Here is a 20,115-nt window from a genome sequence, read left to right as displayed (position 1 = left end):
ATCGACAGGTGTCAAGAGAGTCGCTAACCCATACCCGCCGGCAGGGTCGGCGAGGGGTCCGGCGGCGCGCTTTTTTCCGGAGACTGTGCTATTCCCAAACGATCCACGATCGTCGACGTCGCCGAACTCGCCGGGGTGTCGATCAAGACGGTCTCGCGCGCCCTGAACGACGCCCCGCATGTCAGCACCGATGCCCGCGAACGTGTGCGCGCCGCGGCGGCGAAACTCGATTATCACCCGAACATCGCGGCACAGAGCCTGATCGCGCGGCGCAGTTACCTGATCGGGCTGACCTACGAACGGCCGAGCCCGAGCTATGTCGTCGAACTGCAGAACGGTGCGCTCGCCCGCCTCGAAGATTCGCGCTTCCGGCTGGTGGTGCTGCCGTTTCGCGACGTGGCCAACCGGCCGACCGAACTGGGGCGCCTGCTCGTACGGGCCGGTCTCGACGGCGTGGTGCTCGCACCTCCTGCCTGCGATCAGGACGATCTGCTCGAAATGCTCGACCGGCAGAAGGTACCCTATGCGCGGATCACGCCCCATCGGGAGATGGCGCGCGGGATCGTGGCGACGATCGACGAGGTCGCCGCCGGTCACGCGATCGCCGCACATCTGCTGTCTCTTGGGCATCGCCGCATCGGGATCATCATGGGCGACCCCTCGCATGCCGCGTGCGCGGCGCGGATGGAGGGGTATCGCCGGGCCTTCGCGGAGGCCGGGGCGGAGATCGACGATCATCTGATCGTGACCGGCGATTTCACCTATGACGTGGGCTATGCCGTTGCGGCGGATCTGCTCCGCCGGGCACCGCAGCCGACCGCGATTCTGGCGCAGAACGATGACATGGCGGTGGCGGCCATGGCCGCAGTGCGCGACCGCGGCATGGCTGTGCCGGCGGATGTCTCGGTTGCCGGGTTCGACGATTCCGAAGTGTCGCGTACGGCGTGGCCGCAATTGACCACCGTGCGTCAGCCGGTCAGCGAACTGGCATGGGACGCGACCGACCGGCTCATTGCCGCGCTCGAGACAGAGCGCGACGGTAGCAGCAAGGACGCCGCGTCACCGGCTCCGCGCGGCGATCATGCCCACGAATTGTTCGTGCGGGGTTCGACCGCACCACCGCGCTAATCCCGGATCAACGGCGGGACCGCATTCCGGATCAGCTCGCGCGCCTGCGCCGGGAACCAGCCACCCGCGCGCGGCGCCGCGATCCCGCGCGCGGGGTCGGTCGGCCCACCGGTTCCGCGATAGCATTCACCGTCGGATTCTCCGGGAATCTTGATCCACAGATACGCATCGACATAGGGATTGCCGGTATCGAGCGCAGGCCGTCGGCCAAGCCCGCGCCCCGGCGGATTGCACCAGATTTCCGCGTCGGAATATGTGTTTGCCGGCGGATCCCACGATCCCGTTCCGTTGCGGCTGGTATCTATGATTGCGTGTTTCTGCGATGCCGGTTCCCGCGCGATTCCGACGCGCGCGAACAGCGCGTCATAAGCCGCATCGGTCGCGGTCCACGAGCTGGAATCGGCGAAATCGGCGGGATGATATTGGCTCGGGCATGCGCGCGGATCGGTTTCTCCCCCTGTCACGAGGGCGAGGCAATCGCTGATCCAGCGCGCGTAATGGAGCAGGCGGAGGTCGCTTTCGAAATTCGATACGTTGAGGAAATATCCGTCCGCGCGGGCGACATTCGCGCGGATGAGGCGGTCGGCGGCTTCGCCCGGGGCGAGCCATCCGCTGCCTGTTCCGTCGAGGTAGATGCGCACGTTGGGCAAGGCGGCGAGGATATCCACCGCCGCGCTCAATTGCGCAAACCGTGTCGCGGCGGCATCGCTGTCCGCGCTGCTTCCGGGTTGGCAATGCTCCAACTCGCCGTCGAGCGTGCGATGCCAGGGGATCGCGCCCAGGCTGTCGGGTTCGAGCACGACGATTGCCGCACGTTCGCCGATGCCGGCTGCAAAGCCTTCGATCCAGGCACGATAGGCATCGCTGCCCGCCGCGCCCCCGGCGGAATAGAGCGCGCAATCCCGCGCGGGAATGTTGTAGGCGACAAGGACCGGCAGGGCATTCCCTGCCGCCGCTGCGTCAACGAGGCTTGCAACCTGTCGTTCCACTTCGGCGGGCGTCCCATCGGAGAACCATGTCGCGGTGGGAATGCGGCCGAGGGCGAGAGCATCCCGCCGCGCTTCCCCGTCCAGCCGTTCCGCCGCGGCGAAGGTGGTGCTGTGAGGATTGACGTATAAAGCGGGCTGCGCCTGCGCCGAAGACGCAGCGCCCAGTCCGAGCGCCATGTGTGCCGCGAGGTAGGCCATGAACCGTAATTTTGCCATCGCCAATGTCTGCCAGCATCGCACGATCGTGACAATCGGAAGGCGCGACGGGACGGTGTAAAATGGCAATTTCGCCGTATTGAAACGGCCTGTGTCGACGGCGCGGATCGCGGGACGGAACGAAAGTTACGCCGCAGGACCGGATTTCGGCCTTGAAGCCGCGCCCGATCGGCGACGAGGCCGCGAATCTCGATGATGTCGTGTATGTAGCGCCCGGTATTGGTCGGTGCCATGTGGCGGAAGCGGTGTCCGCCAAACTATCTGCCAAAGTTATTCGAGTTTGACCTTGGAAACCAACTAAATGCTGCGGTTTATCTTCTAAAATAGTTTTCATCTGTCCTTACCTGTTCGATTGCATTCCCATAAAACCAGCCTATTATCAGGGAGCGGTTATGGGAACGGCCCTTGATGTCGACGGTTGGTTCGATTCCCTAAAAGGGAGCCGAAATGCCAAAGAAGCTTCATAACGCGCTAACCCCTCTTACTGTGAAGAACGCCAAGCCCGGACGTCATGCCGATGGCGGTGGGCTGCACTTGCTTGTGAAGCCGACCGGCGCTCGCTCATGGGTCTATCGCTTCATGCTCAACGGCAAGTCGCGGGACGTTGGCCTTGGCGCGGCTGGGCAAGGCGGAATGTCGCTTGCCGATGCGCGCGACGAAGCGGCGGCGCTGCGACTCAAGGTTAAGGCGGGCATTGATCCGCTGGAGGAACGGGACAGGGAAGCCGCTCAGGCGCTTGCAGCTGCTCAAGCTGCCAAAGTGGCCGGGACTACGTTCAGGGACGTAGCAACCGCCTATATCGCCGCGAACGAAGAAAGCTGGCGCAATCCCAAGCATCGCCAGCAATGGCGCAACACGCTCCGCACCTACGTTTATCCGGTGATCGGAGATTTGCCGGCTGCCGAGGTCGAAACCGCGCATGTGCTCAAAATCCTTGAGCCGATCTGGAAAAGGAAAGCGGAGACTGCCAGCCGCATTCGCGGGCGGATAGAAACTGTGCTTGATAGCGCTAAGGCGCGTGGCTATCGGCAGGGAGAGAACCCAGCGCGCTGGCGCGGGCACCTTGCGCAAATCCTGCCTGCGCGCACTCGGCTATCGCGCGGCCATCACAAGGCCATTGCCTATGAGCAAATCCCCGCATTCGTCCGCGCGTTGCACAATCGGGAGGCGGTTGCGGCGCTGGCGCTGGAATTTACGATCCTCACCGCTGCCCGCTCTGGCGAAGTGACCGGCGCGACTTGGGCTGAGGCCGATTTGGACAAGGCAATCTGGACGATCCCAGCTGACCGCATGAAGGCCGCAAAAGAGCATCGGGTGCCATTGTCCCCGCGCGCTGTTGCCATACTCGAAAGCCTCAAGCCGCTGAGCAGCAAATATCTGTTCCCCGGCGCGAAGGGCGGCAAGCTGTCCGGCATGGCAATGGCGATGCTTATGCGCCGCATGAAGGTCGACGCCACCGTGCACGGCTTCCGTTCGGGCTTCCGCGATTGGGCAGCCGAATGCACCGGCTATGCCCATGAGGTTGCCGAAATGGCGCTCGCGCACACTATCGAGAACAAGGTTGAGCGGGCTTATCGCCGCGGCGATCTGTTCGAAAAGCGGCGGCGGCTCATGGACGATTGGGCCACATATTGCGGCACAATCCCGGCGGCTGGTGCCAAGGTGACGCCAATCAGGAAGGCCGACTTAGCCTAATGTCGCATTAGCCATACATCAAACTCCTAGCGGCTGCCCCTGCGCGCATCCGCCAGGAGTTTCTCATCAATTGCAGAGGGTGCGCCAAACATAGGCGCTTCCGTTCCAGACTTGAGCTTGGCGGCAAGATCTGGTGCCAATTGGCGGAATGACCGGGGGCTGGATTGGGCGAACGGAAGGTGGCACGATTGGGGCGATCGCCGGGGGTCGGATGGCTGGCAAGTCTATTGCGCTATCACAAAGCTGCTTCTGTTCGCCGTCAACGAATGTCCAACGGCATTCAGCCGACGCCTGAGTTGACGCAAAAAATGCTCCTAATGCGATCATCACTTTTGCTAATTTCATTTGACCTCCCCGTGCGCCAGATTCCCATTATCGCTACTTTTTTTAGCCCATTTTTGGTTGCTAGCAATCTTTACGTTCGAGATTGTCGCTTAATCTAGCTGGCAAGCTTCCACCGGAGACCATAGATTGCGGGCGGGGATAGGCAGGCCAGCCGACAAGCGCGCATCCCATGCGCTTCCCCGCCTCAACCTGGGAGCCGCTAGGGAGGCGGTATGGCGCGAAAAGACGAGCGGGGCGTAGTGATCCCCGCGCCCCTTCAATTCAATAATCCGGCGTCTGCAAGCCAGCCGCGCTATGATGACGAGCATCGCGGCCCAGCCGTCACCGATTCCTATGAGCTATCGCATTGCCGGATTGATCTTGCGGAGCGTTCGGAAGGTTGGCCTACTCCCGCAAACCTGCCTGCCCGGATGGTGGATTTTGCACAATCCGTTCCAGAGGATCAGCGGGCGGACTGGCTTAGGCGGCGAGCCAATATCGAAGAAGCGGACAGGCATATTTCCAATGCCATGCGTTCCGGGGAACTGCCGATATGGGTTGCTCCAATTGGAGAACCGGAACGGTTGGTAGCTCCCGGCGCGATTGTCGAAGTTGATTACGCTACGGTTGTTTCCGGCGTGTATTGTCCCCCAAAAGATCGCGGCTGGCTCTATGGCAGGCCGCTCTTTGTAAAGCGTGACGACTGGGCAAAATTCGCCGCGCGGATTGATTCCGCGAAAAAGCCTGCGCGGGAAAACGGCAAATCGCAATCACGATTCCATGATGACGACGAAAAGCAATGGCTGCGAATATCGAAGGCTGTTCGCATCCTGCACCGCATCCTGAGAACGCGGCTTGCAGGGCAGGAACCGGCCCCGTGGATTGATCCCCCAGCCGACCCGTTCGATGCTGACTACGAGAACGCAACGCATCGGCACAGGCGCACTGCCCGCACGTCACTCACCATGCGCCGCGCCTTGCTGGCGGGCGATTTGACCGCGCATTTGGTGAAAGATGGCCGCTCCCATCCGCTTCCCGGCTGGGCTTGGGAGAATGCGAGTGCGGCAGAGAACGCCTTCAACTTCAATTGGCTTCCCCTCAATCCGCTGCTGGAGCACGGCCTTGGGGAATTTGGAGATTGGCGTTGTTTCGTTTCGCGCGCCGAGTTTCGGGCATGGCTTTCCCGATCTGATATTGCTGAAATTGGCGATCTGCCGACGCTCCCCGCCCCGTTTGACCAGGATGCGCGGCCCGATCGGCTTTCCTATCGGGAGCCGCCAGAAAGGCCGTTTATCGAGCTTACAGAGGCTTTGACGTGGATAGCCTTTGCCGTCTCGCTGAGCCGCGATGAGTTCAGCTTCATGGAGCCATCCGAGTTTGGACCGTTCGCAGAGGGCGGCTGGCGGGATGGCTTGCGAACTGCGATGGCCGCTTTTGCCAATGAAGCCAGCGCCGGGAATATAAGGGTTCGAGGGCGGTATGTGGCGAAAATGTCTGATGACGATGCAACGAAGTGGGCTGACACTAAATATCTCACTGATTTGCAACTCAGAGACTTTGCCTGTTTTGAACCGGCCTTCGGGGGGCTTCAGAGAGGTGAAGGTTTGATGGAAGATCACGACATATTTGAAAGAGCATTCCATGGGAAAGATGATGGATGGCGGGAGGTTGAAGTTAGTCGAGCCGAGTTTGTGAATTTGTTCGGGTTAGGTTGGGGTAAGACAGCTCATGTCCCGAGGGCACAATCTATCGTGGGAGCCGAAAGTAAATGCAAAGATTGGTTGAGGACGGAGTTCACAAACGAGCTCAGCAATCAACGCAAAAAGGAGGATTTTCGATCAGATGCACAGGCTAAATTTCCAGGCCTGTCGCACCGCGGCTTCTTGCGGGCGTGGGGTGCGGTCGCACCTGCTGCCGGAAGGTCGAAACCGGGTCGTAAATCATAACGGCGTTTCGGTACGCTAATAATTCGTGACGGCTATTTAGGACAGTCCACTCCACGCATTTTCCGCCTCGTTCAACGGCAACCGCCAGCAAACGAGGAATGGCTATGCACACCGAAACCAATGATCTCCCCAAGATCGCCTACTCCATTAAGGAGGCTTGCAGGGCATCCAGCCTTGGGCGCACCACAATCTACTCGCATATTGCGGCGGGGCGTTTGCTCGCACGTCGAATCGGTGGGCGCACTGTCATCCCGGCAGAGAGTTTGCACGCTCTAATTGCTGGGGAGGTTTGAGCCATGCCTCACAAAAGCAAAACCCCGGCTGACACCGGGGCTTCGCGCGATAGCTTTGCAGGCCTGTCGCTCCCCACCTCTACCACTCTTGCCATTCAGGCGCAATTCTTGATCGCAGGGCATCACGTCAGGCCGGAATTGGCCGCGATGATCGCCGCGCTCGCATTCAAGGGAGGCGACCATGGCTGATCGCTATCCCGACATTCCCGGCGCGAAAGGACCGGACGGCACAAGCCAGGACGCTGCCGAGGCTATCGCTCCGACCGTCTCGCACCTTCGCCGCCTTGCCATGCACTTGCTGGCACGGCTGGGGGACGCAACTACATTAGAGGTCGTGGCAATATCCGGCGTCACGCGGGAATCGCTCCAGCCGCGCTTTTCGGAACTGCGAGCCATGGGGCTGATTGAACCGACCGGCACGCGGCGGCGCAATCCCAGCGGCAAGAGCGCAGCCGTACTCAGACTCACTGACAAGGGGAGGGCGGCGCTATGATTGTCGATATTCGCGCAATAGCGCGCCACTACGGAGGCAAGGTCTGCAAGGGCAATGCGCTAATCCCAACGCCGGGCCATTCTGTCCGCGACCGGGGGACAGCGATTAAGGCCAGCGCGCACGCTCCCGATGGTTGCCTTGTTGCTTGCTACAACGGCACTCGGGCCGATGCGCTGGCGGTCAAGGAAATGCTCCGCGCGGACGGGTTTCTTGCGCATTCCGCGCACACGCACGCGTTATCTATACAGGAACGGCGCTCGATCCGGCAGGCCGAACTAGCCCGCAAACGCGAGCGGCTGAAGGCTGAGGAAGCGGCGGCAGGGTGCGCGGTGGACCTATGGGCCAATGCCGGCCGCGCCGATCCTGCGCACCCTTACCTTGTCGCCAAGGCGCTGGAGCCGTTCGGCATCCGGCGGGCGGGCCGCGATTTGCTGGTGCCTATGGTCGATCCCCGCTTTCGAATGTGGAACGTGCAGCGCATCCGACCCGATGGTATCAAGCTGTTCGGCAAGGATGCTCCCACGGCTGGCCTGTTCTGGCCTCATGGCGTGCACCTGAGCGATGGAAGGCCATCGGCTGGCCCGCTGGTAATCGGGGAAGGCTTCGCCACAATGGCGGCTGTCCATTCGGCAACCGGCTTTGGCGTTGTCGCCGCGATGTCCGCGCGCAACCTTGAATCCGTGGCGCGGGCCATGCGCAAACTGTTCCCAACGCGCGAACTTGTCATTGCGGCGGACGATGACCGCCACCTATCGGAGAATATCGGGCTGGGAGCCGCCAGAAAGGCTGCTCAGGCCGTTGGCGGGGTTGTGGCCACCCCAAGGCCGGAAATGTGCCCAGCGGACTCCAGCGCCGATTTTGCGGACATTCCGCGCGGCGATGTTGCCGGACGCATCGAAGCGGCGCGGCTGGGGGAATGACGATGGCAGCAACCGCGCCCCAGCCGATGGACTATGCCGCAATCCATCCGGACGACGCAGCGGCGCGCATCAATGGCCATTCCGCCTTGCGCGCCACGCCTTACCGCTGGCCCGACCCCGCTTCGCTGCCACGGCGGCAATGGCTCATGGGCCATTGGCTGCTTCGCGGCGAAGTGACCGCGATTATTGCACCGGGCGGCACCGGCAAGAGCACGATCGGCAACACGATTGCGCTTTGTCTCGTCAGCGGGCACCCGCTTTTGGGTAAGCCACTGCATCGCGGGCCGCAAGCGGTGTGGATCTTCAACCTTGAGGATGGCACCGACGAACTGGAACGGCAATTGTCCGCTGCCTGTGCGTATCATGGCATTGGCCCCGATGATTGCGGGGACCGGCTCCACCTCGATAGCGGACTGGTCCAGCCGCTCTGCACGGCAAGGGAGGACCGCGACGGCTTTACGCTGGCGGAGGACGTGTTTGTCCAGCTCGCAGCGACGATCCGCGAACGGCGGATTGCAACGGTGATCGTCGATCCTTTCGTTTCCAGCCATGCCGTGCGCGAAAGCTCGAACGAGGCAATCGACGCTATCGCCAAGCGGTGGAAGCGGCTGGCTCAAGAAACCGGCTGCGCGGTCGTGCTGGTGCACCATACCCGTAAGCTGGGCGGGCGGGAGGTGACGGCAGAGGATGGGCGAGGCGCGGTTGCCTTGCGCGACGCTGCCCGCGTCGTGCTCCCGCTCAATCCCATGGGCGACAAGGAAGCTCAGGAACTGGGTATTGCGGACCCGGCATTGCGCCGCTCGCTTGTGCGTATCGACACCGGCAAGGCCAATCGCGCGCCTCCCGATTCCGCCACCTGGATCAAGCTGGAGAGCCAGAGCCTCGACAATGGCGAAGGGCTCGAACCATCCGATTTTGTCGGTGTGGCCACGCTCTGGGAAAAGCCGGACGTATTCCATGGCCTGACAACATGGCACCTCTACACCGTCCAGCAACGGCTTGCGGCTGGTGAATGGCGGGAAAGCGTGCAGGCCAAGGATTGGGTTGGCCACCTTGTCGCCAACGTGGCGGGCCTGTCCGCTGAAACCGACAAGGGGCGCATCAAGGCAATTATTCGGACGTGGAAGCGCAACGGTGCGCTGGCTGTGGAGCATCGCGCGATCAATGGCCGGGAAGTGCCTTTCGTGATCGCCGGCAAACCGATGGACGCGAGCGAAATAGGTTCCCGTCCGCACCTTGCAACGTGTGGTGCGGAAAGTGCGGAAGGTGCGGGCGCGGACCCGTGACGAACCTGCCCACACCACCACCCCCTTTATAGGGGGGTGAGGTGGTGGTGTGGTGCGAGTGAATGCTGGCGAGGATCAATTTTGGAGGTGCGGGAATTATGACTGAAACGAACAAGGCGAAGCGCAAGCAATCGGCGCGCAAGGGCAAGGCTGGTGCCCAGCCGCAAGAGCGGACTGTGACGATCCCGTTTCCCGATACCGACAGCGAGGACGAGGCCACCCGCATTCTGGAGAAACAGGTTCCCGGCTGCGACAAGCTCGACAAGGACGAGCGGGCCGAACTGTTGCGGCTGATCCGCGATCATCGCAAGCGCGGCGCACCGGCCAAGGTCAAGATGACCCGCAAGCCCCATGGCGGCTGGAGCATCGAGGCGACCGGCAAGAGCGAAATGCTGGCTCTGCTCAAGCTGCACGAAACCTTTTCGGCCAATTCGATTGACCCGGTGAATGCGCGGGCAAACGAACTGCTCAAATATCTCGGCTCAGTCGGGGCGGACAATGAAGCGCGCTACAATGCCGCGCTGTCATTCATCGAAAGCATGAAGCCCCAGGATCAGGCCGAGGCGCTAATGCTGGTGCAGATGTATTGCACCCACGATGCGGCAATTCGCGCGCTAAGCCAACTTGGATTGGCGGAATGGGCGCCAACCGCGCAGACATTCGGAAACCTCGCCACGAAGCTGCTGGGCACCTCTCAGCGGCAAATGGAAACGCTGGCTCGAATGCGCCGGGGTGGGGAACAGGTAGTGAAACATATCCACTTTGATAACCGGGGCGGGCAGGCCGTAATTGCCGAGAACGTCAGTCAAGGGGGGAGGAACAGCGAAAAATGAGGATCAATGCCATGGAGCCGGAATTACTGGCAGCGGCCCCGCGCTGCTTGGCCATGACGCGCAAGGGAACGGCGTGCCAATCCCCAGCCGTGAAAGGGCGGAAGCGGTGCCGTATGCACGGCGGGACGAACCCCGGAGCGCCTAGGGGCAATCAGAATGCCCGCAAGCATGGCGGCTATTCGGCAAAGACGCTGGAGGCGGTGCGATATGTGAGGGCAATTGCGCGCCTGGTTTGCGACTAAATGGCTACACGTTACCGGCGGTGACGCGATGAAGATCGGCGAAACGTTTTCGACCAGGAACGAAAGGGAACGGGTTTTTTGTCTAGCTGCAATGCATTTAGCGATTTGGCAATTCTATTAATCCCTGAGTTAAGGGCGTTGGATTGTCGCTCATATTTCTGCGGCATATCGAAAAAAAATCTGCTGCCATCGTCTCGGTTGGATGGTCCTTGAAGAAGCGCTTCTAAGTCGATCGCAAAACAATCGGTTATAAGCTTACCTCCGCTTTCATATTCTACCGTAACGTTGAACAGCAAAGGGAAATTTTCGCGATCGTCTGACCCAAGCCAGAGGTGAGGCTGACCCAATCCGTAATGCCACTCAAAATCGATAGGTAACGCTTCAATTGTTCGCTTGAAAGCAACCGTTTCGCGCAATGTTTTTCCACCAAATGTTGAATGCACATCGGAATCGACAGTTAGGCGGCATTGGCGCGCTGGCCCCCGACCAATATTTTTAATAACCAGATGAATCATATTGCCTCCCTGATGGAGAGACAGTGTAGCAATCAAAATTGCCCGGTTATTCTCCCAGACTTGCTTTGCTGTCGTTTGCGCAAGCCAATAGGTCAGTCCCGCATATATGACCGTGGCTACAAGAAGGCCAGAGGTTAGCCATTCTATCGCGCTCATTATCATCTCCCTTCAGTCAGCGCGATTCATCGACGCTTGGAAAGTGAGATGCAAGTGATGATCGTATCAGGGAGCCATCATGGGAACAATGTGATATAAGGCAAGAAAACAAAATAAATTCAACGCCATGTGGCGGAAGCGGTGGGATTCGAACCCACGATACGGTTGCCCGTATGCCAGTTTTCAAGACTGGTGCCTTCAACCGCTCGGCCACGCTTCCACATCATCGCCATCGTTCGTCGCGGCAATCGCGGCTGCGTCGCTAGCCAAAAGCGCCGGCTTTGTCACGCCACATCGCGCATGGGGGGGCATTCGTCGCATGTCGCAATTCACACGGCCGTGTTCCTGTGCCATGAGCCTGAACATGCTGAAAAAACTTCGCGCCGCCGTGCGCCTTCCCTCGTTCGCCGGTGCCGCCGTCGCGCTTTTGCTGGCCGCGCCGTCATCGGCGCAGACGCTCACGCAGGCAGGCTTCGATGCCTATCTCGATCAGGTTGCCGCCCGTGCGCGGCAGCAGGGCGTGTCGGATCGCGCGATCGCCGCGGGGCTTTCGGGTCTCACGCTCAATCCCCGCGTGGTCGAACTCGACCGCCCGCAGGCGTCCAACCCCAATTCGGTGCCGCCCCCCTTTGCCCCCTATCGCGAGCGTCATGTCGATTCCGCGCGGATCAATGGCGGCATCCGCGCCTACGCGCGCAATGCCTCGCTCTTTCCGGAGATCGAGCGGCGCTATGGCGTGCCGGGCGAGGTGCTCGTCGCGATCTGGGGGCATGAAACCAATTACGGCAGCTACATGGGCGGGTTCGACCTGCCGCGCTCGCTCGCGACGCTGGCGTATGAAGGGCGCCGCCGCGACCTCTTCGAAGGCGAGCTCATCGCCGCGCTCAAGATGATCGACCAGGGTGTCGCACGTTCGCAGCTGGAGGGGAGCTGGGCCGGCGCGTTCGGCAATCCGCAATTCCTGCCGAGCGTGTGGCTGCGTCTCGCCGTCGATGGCGACGGGGACGGGGACCGCGATATCTGGAACAGCAATGCCGATACGCTGCATTCCATCGCAAATTATTTTAAAAGTGCGGGCTGGCGTCCGGGCGAACCCTGGGGCGTGCCCGCCGCCGTACCGGCCGGGTTCGACATGGGCCCGCAACGCACCGACCTCGTTGCGCCGCGTTGTCCGCGCGTCTTCGCCCGGCATAGCCAGTGGAAGACCGTGCGCGAATGGAAGGCGCTCGGCATTCGTCCGCAACGCGCGATCCCGGACGACAGTTTCGCCGTATTGTTCGAACCCGACGGGCGCGGGAACACGGCCTATCTGCTGACCTCGAACTATCGCGTGATTCTCGATTACAACTGTTCCAACTATTACGCGCTTTCGGTAGGGCTGCTGGCCGATGCGATAAGGCGTTGATCCGACGCCGCCGCGCTGATGACGGGATGACATGACCGGATTGACCCTTCGCCGAACGCTTTTCGGCCTGACCGCGGCCGTGATGCTGGGCGGCGCGCCGCTTCTTTACGCACAGGCGGATCGCGGCGACGGGGCAGGGGGCGCGGCCTCGGGCGGGCCCGCCCCGCCGCTTGCGCCCGCCCCTCCGCAAAGCCTCGACGGTGCGCCCATCGCGCTGATGTACGATCTGGGCTCCAGCCGGACCCTGCTCGCCCGCGAAACCGACCGGCGGTTCATTCCCGCCTCGCTGACGAAGCTGATGACCGCCTACACCGCCTTTGAGATGGTGGAAGAAGGCCGCATCGCTCTCGATCAGGTCATCACCGTCGATCCCGAAACCGCCCGGCAGTGGAGCCGGCGCGGGTCGTCCATGTTCGTGCGCGCTGGCGACCGGATCACCGTCGATACGTTGCTCGCCGGGATCGTGACGGTGTCGGCAAACGACGGCTGCGTCGTGCTGGCCAAGGGGGTTTCGGGCAGCGTGGACGGATTTACCCGCGAGATGAACGCGGAGGCGCGCAAGCTGCGCATGACCGACAGCCATTTCAACACGCCCAATGGCTGGCCGGACGAGGGGCGCACCTACACCAGTGCGCGCGATCTCGCCAAGCTGGCCAAGGCGATCCTGACCGATCATCCCGATCTTTACCGGCGCTATTTCGCGATGGAGGAATTCAGCTTCAACGACATCACGCAAAAGCATCACAACCCGATCCTGGGCGCGGTGGCGGGCGCGGACGGGTTGAAGACCGGCTTTACCAACGAGGCGGGTTATGGCTTCGTCGGCTCGGCACAGCGGGACGGGCGCTACGGCTCATCATGGTGGTGGGCAACACCGAAACCTCGCGGGAGCGCAAGCAGATCTCGCGCGATTTCATGGAATGGGGTTTTGGCGAATGGTCGGCGACGCGATTGTTCGGGAAGGACGCGGAAATCGGCCGGGTCAAGGTGCAGGGCGGCAGCCACACCAGCGTCGCGGTCGCCGCGCCGCGCCCCGTTTTCGTCACCACCCCCATCGGCAAGGCGCCGAACCCGTCCGTCAGCATCGTTTATCAAGGTCCGGTCGTCGCGCCCATCCGCAAGGGGGAGCGCATCGCCGAACTGCACGTCGAGAACGGCAACGGCAAGGCGAGCCGGATGGATCTCGTCGCAATGGAGGATGTCGCGCCTGCCAATCGCTGGCAGCAATTGCGCAACGGCTTGCTGGGGCTGGTCGATTGACGGGGGTGTTCATCGCGGTCGAGGGGATCGACGGGTGCGGCAAGACCGGCTTTGCGCAGGCGCTTGCCGATCACCTGACGCAGCGCGGCAATGATGTGGTGGCCACGCGCGAGCCGGGCGGATCGCCGCAGGGCGATGCGATCCGTGCGCTGATCCTGTCGGGCGCGGACGATTCCTGGGACGATCGGTCCGAGCTGTTGTTGATGACGGCGGCGCGGATCGAACATGTGCGGCGCACGATCCGCCCCGCGCTCAATGCCGGGCGCTGGGTCGTGTGCGACCGGTTCGTCGGCTCCACCATCGCGTACCAGGGGGCGGGGCGCGGGCTTCCGGTGGATTTCATCCGCATGTTGCACGCCCGCACGATCGGCGATTTTTTCCCCGACCTGACCGTCGTGCTCGACCTCGATGCCGGGACCGGCCTTGCGCGCAGCCGCAAACGGCTGACGCGCGATGGCAGCGGGGAGGACCGTTTTGAAACGCTGACGCAGGAATTTCACGCGCGGGTGCGGCAATCCTTCCTCGATCAGGCGGCGGCGGATCGCGCGGCGCATGTCGTCATCGATGCCTCCGGATCGCAGGACCGGGTGATTGCCGATGCGCTCGCCGCGGTCGACGCATGGCTCGATGCGCGGGGGTGATGCGGCCGTGATGCGTTCATGACGCAGGGGCGCGGATCCATGCTGCGCCTTGTGCCGAAAGGTTGCACCGGCTAAGGGCCGCGACATATCCGAACAATCGACAGTTTTTTTGCAAACCATTCAAGGTCCACACCCATGAAGATCAGCGGCGTCGACATTCGCCCCGGCAATATTCTCGAATATGAAAAAGGCATCTGGAAGGTCGCCAAGATTCAGCACACGCAGCCCGGCAAGGGCGGTGCCTACATGCAGGTCGAGATGAAGAACCTGATCGACGGGCGCAAGACCAACGTGCGGTTCCGCAGCGCCGACACGGTCGAGAAAGTGCGCCTCGACCTCAAGGATTTTCAGTATCTGTATGCCGATGACGAAAGCCTCGTCTTCATGGATACCGACACGTTCGAACAGATCCAGCTTCCCGCCGACCTGCTCGGCGATGCTGCCGCCTTCCTTCAGGATGGCATGCAGGTCACACTCGAAATGTATGACGAGCGCCCGATCAGCGTTGCCCTGCCCGAGCAGGTCGAGGCCCAGGTCGTCGAGGCCGATGCCGTGGTGAAGGGGCAGACCGCCTCCTCAAGCTACAAGCCAGCCGTGCTCGACAATGGCGTGCGCGTCATGGTCCCGCCCCATATCGAGAGCGGCACCCGCATCATCGTCGACGTGTACGAGCGCAGCTATGTCGGCAAGGTCAGCTGATCTTTCCCTTACGCCCCTGATTTGAAAAGCGAATAGAAGAATGGCCCTTTCCGGCATCATCCGCGTCATGGAACGCGCCGCGCGCAAGGCGGGTTCGCGCCTGCGCCGCGATTTCGGCGAGGTCGAGCACCTTCAGGTCAGCCGCAAGGGACCGGCCGATTTCGTGTCGAAGGCGGACCGCGCCGCCGAACGCACGTTGTGGGACGAATTGCGCGCCGCACGGCCGGGCTGGGGCTTTCTCATGGAGGAAGGCGGCACGATCGAAGGCGACGACGACAAGCCGCGCTTCATCATCGATCCGCTCGACGGGACGACCAACTTCCTCCACGGCATGCCGCATTTCGCGATTTCGATCGCGGTGCAGGAGCCCAAGCTCGACCGCAGCGGTTGGGGCGAGGTGACCGCCGCGCTGGTCTACCAGCCGATCACGGACGAAAGCTTCTGGGCCGAAAAGTCGCGCGGGGCGTGGCTCCACGATGCGCGGCTGCGCGTGTCGGCGCGCCGCGACCTTGCCGATTCGCTGATCGCGACGGGCACGCCTTATGGCGGGCATGGCAATTTCGCCGAATGGTCCAAGATCGCCAATGCCATCGGCCCGCGCGTGGCCGGGTTGCGCAGGTTCGGCGCGGCCTCGCTCGATCTCGCATGGGTGGCGGCGGGCCGCTACGAAGGGTTCTGGGAAAGCGATCTCAGCCCGTGGGATACGGCTGCCGGGTGCCTGCTCATCCGCGAGGCGGGCGGTTTCGTGTCCGACTGGAAGGGGCGTTCTCTCCCCGTGTGCGACAAGACCGTTTTGGCCGGGAATGACGCGATCCATTCGCGGCTGCACAAGCTTCTCGTGGGCGCGCTCAAGGGGGATTGATGCGCGCAGCCCACCCGGCTAAGGCCGGTGAGCGCCGCCTGTGACAGGGCGGCTGTGCCCCTGTGGCGGAATGGTAGACGCGAACGACTCAAAATCGTTTGTCGCAAGACGTGCCCGTTCGAGTCGGGCCAGGGGCACCATTTCATGGAATGCGAATGTCGCCCCGGTGGGCGGATCGAGGCGCCATATGGCGCTTCGTCTCGCAGGGTGTTAGGACTTTTGGTCTATGCCGGGCTTGCCGTCCTATCACGCCGCTGCCGCGATGGCGCTGACCATCGCGATGTTCGTCGCCTTTGCGCGCGGGCGGATCAAGACCGAAATCGTCAGCCTCGTCACCATCGCGATCATCGCGCTGGGCCTCTATTTCTGGCCGCTTGATTCCATCGACCGGAATGCCGGGCTCGCCGTCGCGTTCAGCGGTTTCGGCCACCCGGCGCTCATCACCATCTGCGCGCTGATGATCATGGGCCGCGGGCTGGTGGTCACCGGCGCGCTGGAGCCGGCGACGCTGTTCCTCGACCGCGTGTGGAAGTTCAATCCGCAGGTCGGCATGCTGGTGTCGCTCATGCTGGCGATGGGGCTGTCGATGATGGTCAACGATACGCCGGTGCTGGTGCTCCTGCTTCCGGTGTTCGTACAACTGGCCGAACGCGGCGCGATGCCGGCATCCAAAACGCTGATCCCGCTCAACGCTGCGGTGCTGATCGGCGGGATGGCGACGACGATCGGCACGTCGACCAACCTGCTCGTCGTGTCCATTGCCGAGGATCTGGGCATGCCGCCGCTGCGCGTGTTCGATTTCACGCCGATCGTGCTGCTCGCCGCGCTGGTGGCGATCCCCTATCTCTGGCTGGTGATGCCGCGGCTCCTGCCGGACAATGGCCTGACCGCGATGCGCACGAAACGGCGGTTTTCCGCGACCCTGCGCATTGACGAGGACAATGAGCTCATCGGCATGACGCCGAACGACCTTGCCGATCGTCTGCCTGAAGGTTTCGCCTTCGAAGGACCGCAGGACCGGCAGATCACGGCGAGTTCGCGCATTCCCGTAAGCGGCACGCATCGCGCCCTCGAAGAGGCGATGCGCGTGTTCAAGGGGCGGGTCGCACCGGCCTGGGTGGTCGAACGCATCCGCGCCGCCGCCCGCAGGCAAAGGCTCGACGTGATCGTCGTCGAAATGGCGATTACCGCCGAATCGCGGCTCGTCGGGTTGACGATTCCGTCGTCCGGCGTGGCGGGGCAATTCGGCGTCGCCGTGCTCGGCATTCATCAGCAGAAGAAATCCGACGACCGCGGCCGCCATGAATATTCGGAACTGACGCTCAAGGTCGGCGACGTGCTGCTCGTCATGGGATCGCTCGCCGAGATCGAGGAATTTGCCGAGACGGATCGCCTGCTCCTGCTCGAAGGGGCGAAGGAAGTGCCTCGCCGGTCGAAGGCTGTGCTGGCCGCGGCGATCATGCTGGGCGCGGTTCTGTCGGCCAGCATCGGGCTCTGGCCGATCGCGGTGTCGGCGCTGGGCGGGGCGATCGCGATGTTCGTGACCGGCTGCGTGAAATTCGACCGGGTCGGGCGCGCCCTGTCCGCCAATGTGATCGTGCTCGTCGCGGCGAGCATCGCGATCGGGCGCATCATCCTCGAAAGCGGGGCGGCGGAATGGCTGGGCTTGGTGATGTCGGCGGGCTTGCAATATCTGCCGGCGTGGCGTGCTGGTCGCGATCATGCTGTTCGTGACGCTGCTGACCAATTTTGCGTCGAACGCGGCGGCGGCGACCGTGGGCACGCCCATCGCCTTCAACATTGCCAACACGCTGAACCTGCCGCAGGAGCCGCTGATCCTCGCCGTGCTGTTCGGGTGTAATCTGTGCTATGCGACGCCGATCGCGTATCAGACCAACATGCTGATCATGGAGGAGGGCGGCTACGACTTTGCCGATTACCTTCGGACCGGCGTGCCGCTCGTGCTGTTGATGGCGACGACGCTCTCGATCCTCTTGGTTATATTTTACGGGATGTAGCGAGATTACGCGATGTTATGGCGCGGCGTTCCATCGCCCAGCCGGTATCCGACGCCCGGTTCGCTGAGGATATAGCGCGGCAGATCGGGTTCCGGTTCCAGCGCGTGCCGCATGTGACCGATCGCCACGCGCAGATATTCGCGGCGTCCTGCCGCATGTTCGCCCCATGTCTGCGCGAGCAGCGTCTCATGCGTCACGAACCCGCCCCGCGCCGCCCATAAAAGCGCGAACACGCCTGCGCCCCGCTCCCGTAACACGACATCGCGTCCGTCGATCCGTACGGTTGCCGGCGGATGGAATTCCACACCGTCCGGCCGCGCCGCCCCGTTTTCCAGGAAACGCAGCCGCGCACGCAGATCGGCCGGTTCGACAGGGCCACTTTGCAGGAATTCGTCGACCCCCTGCTCAAGCGCGTCCTCACGCTCCCGGATCTGCGCCGCGGTGGCGAGCGCGAGGACGATGCGCCCCTCGCTGTGCCGCGCGGCAATCCGTAGTGGCGCGTCGGGGAGGGACAGGCTGACGCAGGACAGCGTCGCCGGGACGGGAATGGCGGGAAGGGCAGCCATCGCGGCGACCCATTCCTCGCGCTCCGGCGCGGTGGTGTCGGCAAGAATGTCGGGGGCGACCTCCATCCGGTGCTTGTCCGACGAACAGGCGACGAGCGCAACGAAATTCCGCGCCGCCGCCTCCGCGCGGAACGGAATCCTCCTGTCCGGAGTTTTCAAGGACTGGATAAACAAGGAGGCCGCCATGGTCGAAGAACGCGTCACCGAAACCCGCACGCCCGAAGGCAACACGCACACGCATACCGAAGTCTATCACGACAGCCCCCGCAAATCCGGCGGGGCCGGGTGGGCGATTTTCGCGGTGCTTCTTCTGGCCGTGCTGGTCGGCGGGTTTTTCCTGATGCAGGGGAGCGGGGCCGAAGTCGCCAAGGACAACGCCATTGCCGAGGCCGCCGGCGATGTGGGCAATGCCGCGCAAAGCGTGGGCGATGCGGCCAACGATGCCGCGGACAATCTGGCTAACTGAACGTCCAGACCGCCGATGGACCCGCCGTAATGTGCGGCGGGTCCATACGCGGATCAGGAGGAAACGGGCCCGCCGGACGGTCCGGCCTCAGCATTGGCCTCCGCGGCGTCCTCGGGATGCTTGCGCGCATGGCGGATCGACCAGAGCAGCGACAACCCGATCAGCGTCGCGCCGATCAGCCCGGTGATCGTTTCGGGGATATGCACGACCGCGGACGCCAGCATGATCGCGCCCAGCACGATAATCGCCCAGAACGCCCCATGTTCGAGATAGCGATATTGCGAAAGCGTGCCCGCCCGCACCAGGTGAATGGTCATCGACCGCACGAACATCGCGCCGATGGAAAGGCCCAGGGCGATGATGAGCATGTTGTTGGTGAGCGCGAACGCCCCGATCACCCCGTCAAAGCTGAAGCTCGCGTCGAGCACCTCGAGATAGAGGAACCCGCCGAGCCCGGACCGCGCCGCGCCCGATGCGGCGTTGTTGTCCGCCATGTCGAGCAGCGTCCCGATCGCCTCGACCACGATATAGGTCAGCAGGCCCAGCATGCCCGATGCCAGGAAGGTCAGTGCCTCCGCATCGGGAAGCGCCAGCGATATGAGATAGAGCGCCAGCACGAGGACGGCGATAGCCGCCGCATCGATATTCGAAACCTTGGCAAGGAAGCGTTCTATCACACTGATCCAGTGGACTTCCTTGTCCGCGTCGAAAAAGAATTTCAGCCCCACCATGGTGAGGAACGCGCCCCCGAAACCGGCTATGCCGATATGCGCGTCGGATACCAGCGCCTCATAGGTTTCCGGATCGTTCAGCGACAGGTTCAACGCCTCGATCGGGCCGATGCTGGCCGCGATCGCCACGATGGCGAGCGGAAACACGATGCGCATGCCGAACACCGCAATCGCGATGCCCCAGGTGAGGAAGCGCCGCTGCCATTTTTCGTCCATGTCGCGCAGGACCGTGGCATTGACGACCGCATTGTCGAACGACAGCGATATTTCGAGGATCGAGAGCACGACCACGATCCACAGGACCGAAAGCATGCCCGACACCCCGTCGCCCTGCGCAAATCCAAGCCATACGGAAAGCGCCAGCGCCACGAAGGTGAAAAGGAACGAGCCTTTGTAATGGGCAAGGAATGTCTGCAAGACGGTTCAACCTG

The 20,115-nt window shown here is 62.6% G+C and carries 21 protein-coding genes, 2 tRNA genes and 2 pseudogenes; 20 read left to right on the top strand and 5 right to left on the bottom strand.

From position 1 onward, the window contains the following. Window positions 1–30 precede the first annotated feature (30 nt). Window positions 31–1,128, top strand: a complete 1,098-nt coding sequence (locus JD971_RS15855) for a LacI family DNA-binding transcriptional regulator (protein WP_371809758.1) — start codon at window positions 31–33, stop codon at window positions 1,126–1,128. Here the strand turns inward: JD971_RS15855 and JD971_RS15850 are convergent. Further along, the gene (locus JD971_RS15850) at window positions 1,125–2,315 is read right to left on the bottom strand and encodes a glycoside hydrolase family 6 protein (RefSeq protein ID WP_236672151.1); all 1,191 of its coding nucleotides are present in this window, start codon (window positions 2,313–2,315) and stop codon (window positions 1,125–1,127) included. The genes JD971_RS15855 and JD971_RS15850 overlap by 4 nt on opposite strands. Window positions 2,316–2,780: 465 nt before the next feature. On the opposite strand from JD971_RS15850, the gene JD971_RS15845 reads away from it, so the two are divergent. The 9 genes from JD971_RS15845 (at window position 2,781) to JD971_RS17255 (ending at window position 10,365) form a co-directional block, all read left to right on the top strand. Further along, window positions 2,781–4,028, top strand: a complete 1,248-nt coding sequence (locus JD971_RS15845; RefSeq protein WP_202084894.1) for a site-specific integrase — start codon at window positions 2,781–2,783, stop codon at window positions 4,026–4,028. Window positions 4,029–4,585: 557 nt separating this feature from the next. After that, complete coding sequence (locus tag JD971_RS15840) at window positions 4,586–6,298, top strand: hypothetical protein (protein WP_202084892.1); 1,713 nt, start codon at window positions 4,586–4,588, stop codon at window positions 6,296–6,298. Between the two features lie 98 nt (window positions 6,299–6,396). Further along, entirely contained in the window at window positions 6,397–6,591 is a 195-nt protein-coding gene (locus tag JD971_RS17260; RefSeq protein WP_371809674.1) for a helix-turn-helix domain-containing protein, read from the top strand. Between the two features lie 3 nt (window positions 6,592–6,594). After that, window positions 6,595–6,780 carry a hypothetical protein gene (locus tag JD971_RS15830; protein WP_202084888.1) on the top strand — a complete coding sequence of 62 codons (186 nt, stop codon included), beginning with the start codon at window positions 6,595–6,597 and terminating at the stop codon, window positions 6,778–6,780. Continuing rightward, window positions 6,773–7,084 (top strand): MarR family winged helix-turn-helix transcriptional regulator, encoded by a 312-nt coding sequence (locus tag JD971_RS15825; protein WP_202084886.1) that lies wholly within the window; start codon window positions 6,773–6,775, stop codon window positions 7,082–7,084. Before JD971_RS15830 ends, JD971_RS15825 begins: the two co-directional genes overlap by 8 nt. Beyond that, a complete protein-coding gene (locus JD971_RS15820) occupies window positions 7,081–8,004 on the top strand; it encodes a toprim domain-containing protein (RefSeq protein WP_202084883.1) in 924 nt (307 codons plus the stop codon). The genes JD971_RS15825 and JD971_RS15820 overlap by 4 nt, the downstream gene beginning before the upstream one ends. Next, window positions 8,001–9,290 (top strand): AAA family ATPase, encoded by a 1,290-nt coding sequence (locus JD971_RS15815; RefSeq protein WP_202084881.1) that lies wholly within the window; start codon window positions 8,001–8,003, stop codon window positions 9,288–9,290. Before JD971_RS15820 ends, JD971_RS15815 begins: the two co-directional genes overlap by 4 nt. A gap of 98 nt (window positions 9,291–9,388) precedes the next feature. Continuing rightward, window positions 9,389–10,123, top strand: a complete 735-nt coding sequence (locus JD971_RS15810) for a hypothetical protein (protein WP_202084880.1) — start codon at window positions 9,389–9,391, stop codon at window positions 10,121–10,123. Further along, window positions 10,120–10,365, top strand: a complete 246-nt coding sequence (locus JD971_RS17255; protein WP_371809673.1) for an HGGxSTG domain-containing protein — start codon at window positions 10,120–10,122, stop codon at window positions 10,363–10,365. The genes JD971_RS15810 and JD971_RS17255 overlap by 4 nt, the downstream gene beginning before the upstream one ends. Window positions 10,366–10,376: 11 nt before the next feature. Here JD971_RS17255 and JD971_RS15805 read toward each other — a convergent pair whose 3' ends face one another. Together JD971_RS15805 and JD971_RS15800 are read right to left on the bottom strand one after the other, a co-directional pair. Further along, the gene (locus JD971_RS15805; RefSeq protein WP_202084878.1) at window positions 10,377–11,036 is read right to left on the bottom strand and encodes a hypothetical protein; all 660 of its coding nucleotides are present in this window, start codon (window positions 11,034–11,036) and stop codon (window positions 10,377–10,379) included. 130 nt (window positions 11,037–11,166) lie between these two features. Further along, window positions 11,167–11,256 (bottom strand) — tRNA-Ser (locus JD971_RS15800). A gap of 144 nt (window positions 11,257–11,400) precedes the next feature. On the opposite strand from JD971_RS15800, the gene JD971_RS15795 reads away from it, so the two are divergent. The 9 genes and pseudogenes from JD971_RS15795 to JD971_RS16700 form a co-directional block, all read left to right on the top strand. Continuing rightward, the gene (locus tag JD971_RS15795; RefSeq protein ID WP_236672150.1) at window positions 11,401–12,441 is read left to right on the top strand and encodes a lytic transglycosylase domain-containing protein; all 1,041 of its coding nucleotides are present in this window, start codon (window positions 11,401–11,403) and stop codon (window positions 12,439–12,441) included. Window positions 12,442–12,472: 31 nt separating this feature from the next. Further along, window positions 12,473–13,261, top strand: a pseudogene (locus JD971_RS17250) (D-alanyl-D-alanine carboxypeptidase family protein); the annotation flags it as partial. 38 nt (window positions 13,262–13,299) lie between these two features. Beyond that, complete coding sequence (locus tag JD971_RS15785; RefSeq protein WP_202084874.1) at window positions 13,300–13,701, top strand: hypothetical protein; 402 nt, start codon at window positions 13,300–13,302, stop codon at window positions 13,699–13,701. A gap of 5 nt (window positions 13,702–13,706) precedes the next feature. Further along, window positions 13,707–14,342 (top strand): dTMP kinase, encoded by a 636-nt coding sequence (tmk, locus tag JD971_RS15780; protein ID WP_236672407.1) that lies wholly within the window; start codon window positions 13,707–13,709, stop codon window positions 14,340–14,342. A gap of 135 nt (window positions 14,343–14,477) precedes the next feature. Continuing rightward, window positions 14,478–15,041 carry an elongation factor P gene (efp, locus tag JD971_RS15775; RefSeq protein WP_202084870.1) on the top strand — a complete coding sequence of 188 codons (564 nt, stop codon included), beginning with the start codon at window positions 14,478–14,480 and terminating at the stop codon, window positions 15,039–15,041. Window positions 15,042–15,081: 40 nt separating this feature from the next. After that, window positions 15,082–15,903: an inositol monophosphatase family protein gene (locus JD971_RS15770; RefSeq protein ID WP_202084868.1), complete on the top strand. Its 822-nt coding sequence runs from the start codon at window positions 15,082–15,084 to the stop codon at window positions 15,901–15,903. Window positions 15,904–15,959: 56 nt separating this feature from the next. Further along, window positions 15,960–16,043, top strand: a tRNA-Leu gene (locus tag JD971_RS15765). Window positions 16,044–16,129: 86 nt separating this feature from the next. Beyond that, window positions 16,130–17,764: an SLC13 family permease gene (locus JD971_RS17245; protein ID WP_371809671.1), complete on the top strand. Its 1,635-nt coding sequence runs from the start codon at window positions 16,130–16,132 to the stop codon at window positions 17,762–17,764. Then, window positions 17,664–17,921: pseudogene (locus JD971_RS16700) on the top strand (SLC13 family permease); the annotation flags it as partial. The gene JD971_RS17245 and the pseudogene JD971_RS16700, both read left to right, overlap by 101 nt. A gap of 5 nt (window positions 17,922–17,926) precedes the next feature. Here JD971_RS16700 and JD971_RS15755 read toward each other — a convergent pair. Next, complete coding sequence (locus JD971_RS15755; RefSeq protein ID WP_202084867.1) at window positions 17,927–18,646, bottom strand: winged helix-turn-helix domain-containing protein; 720 nt, start codon at window positions 18,644–18,646, stop codon at window positions 17,927–17,929. A 25-nt stretch (window positions 18,647–18,671) separates the two neighbouring features. Between JD971_RS15755 and JD971_RS15750 the strand changes: the two genes are divergently transcribed. Then, window positions 18,672–18,953: a hypothetical protein gene (locus JD971_RS15750; RefSeq protein ID WP_202084866.1), complete on the top strand. Its 282-nt coding sequence runs from the start codon at window positions 18,672–18,674 to the stop codon at window positions 18,951–18,953. A 53-nt stretch (window positions 18,954–19,006) separates the two neighbouring features. On the opposite strand, the gene JD971_RS15745 is transcribed toward JD971_RS15750, so the two are convergent. Continuing rightward, a complete protein-coding gene (locus JD971_RS15745) occupies window positions 19,007–20,101 on the bottom strand; it encodes a DUF475 domain-containing protein (RefSeq protein WP_202084865.1) in 1,095 nt (364 codons plus the stop codon). Between the last annotated feature and the right edge of the window lie 14 nt (window positions 20,102–20,115).

The sequence above is a fragment of the Croceicoccus sp. YJ47 genome (genome assembly GCF_016745095.1).
Taxonomy (GTDB): domain Bacteria; phylum Pseudomonadota; class Alphaproteobacteria; order Sphingomonadales; family Sphingomonadaceae; genus Croceicoccus.
Note: the sequence above shows the minus strand (reverse complement) of the source record. Positions and strands in the feature narration are given on the sequence as shown.

Excerpts from the sequence above, each read along its gene's own strand:
- JD971_RS15750 (WP_202084866.1), top strand. The coding sequence starts at position 18,672 with ATGGTCGAAGAACGCGTCACCGAAACCCGCACGCCCGAAGGCAACACG.
- JD971_RS15805 (WP_202084878.1), bottom strand. The coding sequence starts at position 11,036 with ATGAGCGCGATAGAATGGCTAACCTCTGGCCTTCTTGTAGCCACGGTC.
- JD971_RS15820 (WP_202084883.1), top strand. The coding sequence starts at position 7,081 with ATGATTGTCGATATTCGCGCAATAGCGCGCCACTACGGAGGCAAGGTC.
- JD971_RS15830 (WP_202084888.1), top strand. The coding sequence starts at position 6,595 with ATGCCTCACAAAAGCAAAACCCCGGCTGACACCGGGGCTTCGCGCGAT.
- JD971_RS15785 (WP_202084874.1), top strand. The coding sequence starts at position 13,300 with ATGGTGGTGGGCAACACCGAAACCTCGCGGGAGCGCAAGCAGATCTCG.
- JD971_RS15795 (WP_236672150.1), top strand. The coding sequence starts at position 11,401 with ATGCTGAAAAAACTTCGCGCCGCCGTGCGCCTTCCCTCGTTCGCCGGT.
- efp (WP_202084870.1), top strand. The coding sequence starts at position 14,478 with ATGAAGATCAGCGGCGTCGACATTCGCCCCGGCAATATTCTCGAATAT.
- JD971_RS17255 (WP_371809673.1), top strand. The coding sequence starts at position 10,120 with ATGAGGATCAATGCCATGGAGCCGGAATTACTGGCAGCGGCCCCGCGC.
- JD971_RS17245 (WP_371809671.1), top strand. The coding sequence starts at position 16,130 with ATGCCGGGCTTGCCGTCCTATCACGCCGCTGCCGCGATGGCGCTGACC.
- JD971_RS15845 (WP_202084894.1), top strand. The coding sequence starts at position 2,781 with ATGCCAAAGAAGCTTCATAACGCGCTAACCCCTCTTACTGTGAAGAAC.
- JD971_RS15850 (WP_236672151.1), bottom strand. The coding sequence starts at position 2,315 with ATGGCCTACCTCGCGGCACACATGGCGCTCGGACTGGGCGCTGCGTCT.
- JD971_RS15815 (WP_202084881.1), top strand. The coding sequence starts at position 8,001 with ATGACGATGGCAGCAACCGCGCCCCAGCCGATGGACTATGCCGCAATC.
- JD971_RS17260 (WP_371809674.1), top strand. The coding sequence starts at position 6,397 with ATGGCTATGCACACCGAAACCAATGATCTCCCCAAGATCGCCTACTCC.
- JD971_RS15840 (WP_202084892.1), top strand. The coding sequence starts at position 4,586 with ATGGCGCGAAAAGACGAGCGGGGCGTAGTGATCCCCGCGCCCCTTCAA.
- JD971_RS15825 (WP_202084886.1), top strand. The coding sequence starts at position 6,773 with ATGGCTGATCGCTATCCCGACATTCCCGGCGCGAAAGGACCGGACGGC.
- JD971_RS15770 (WP_202084868.1), top strand. The coding sequence starts at position 15,082 with ATGGCCCTTTCCGGCATCATCCGCGTCATGGAACGCGCCGCGCGCAAG.
- JD971_RS15810 (WP_202084880.1), top strand. The coding sequence starts at position 9,389 with ATGACTGAAACGAACAAGGCGAAGCGCAAGCAATCGGCGCGCAAGGGC.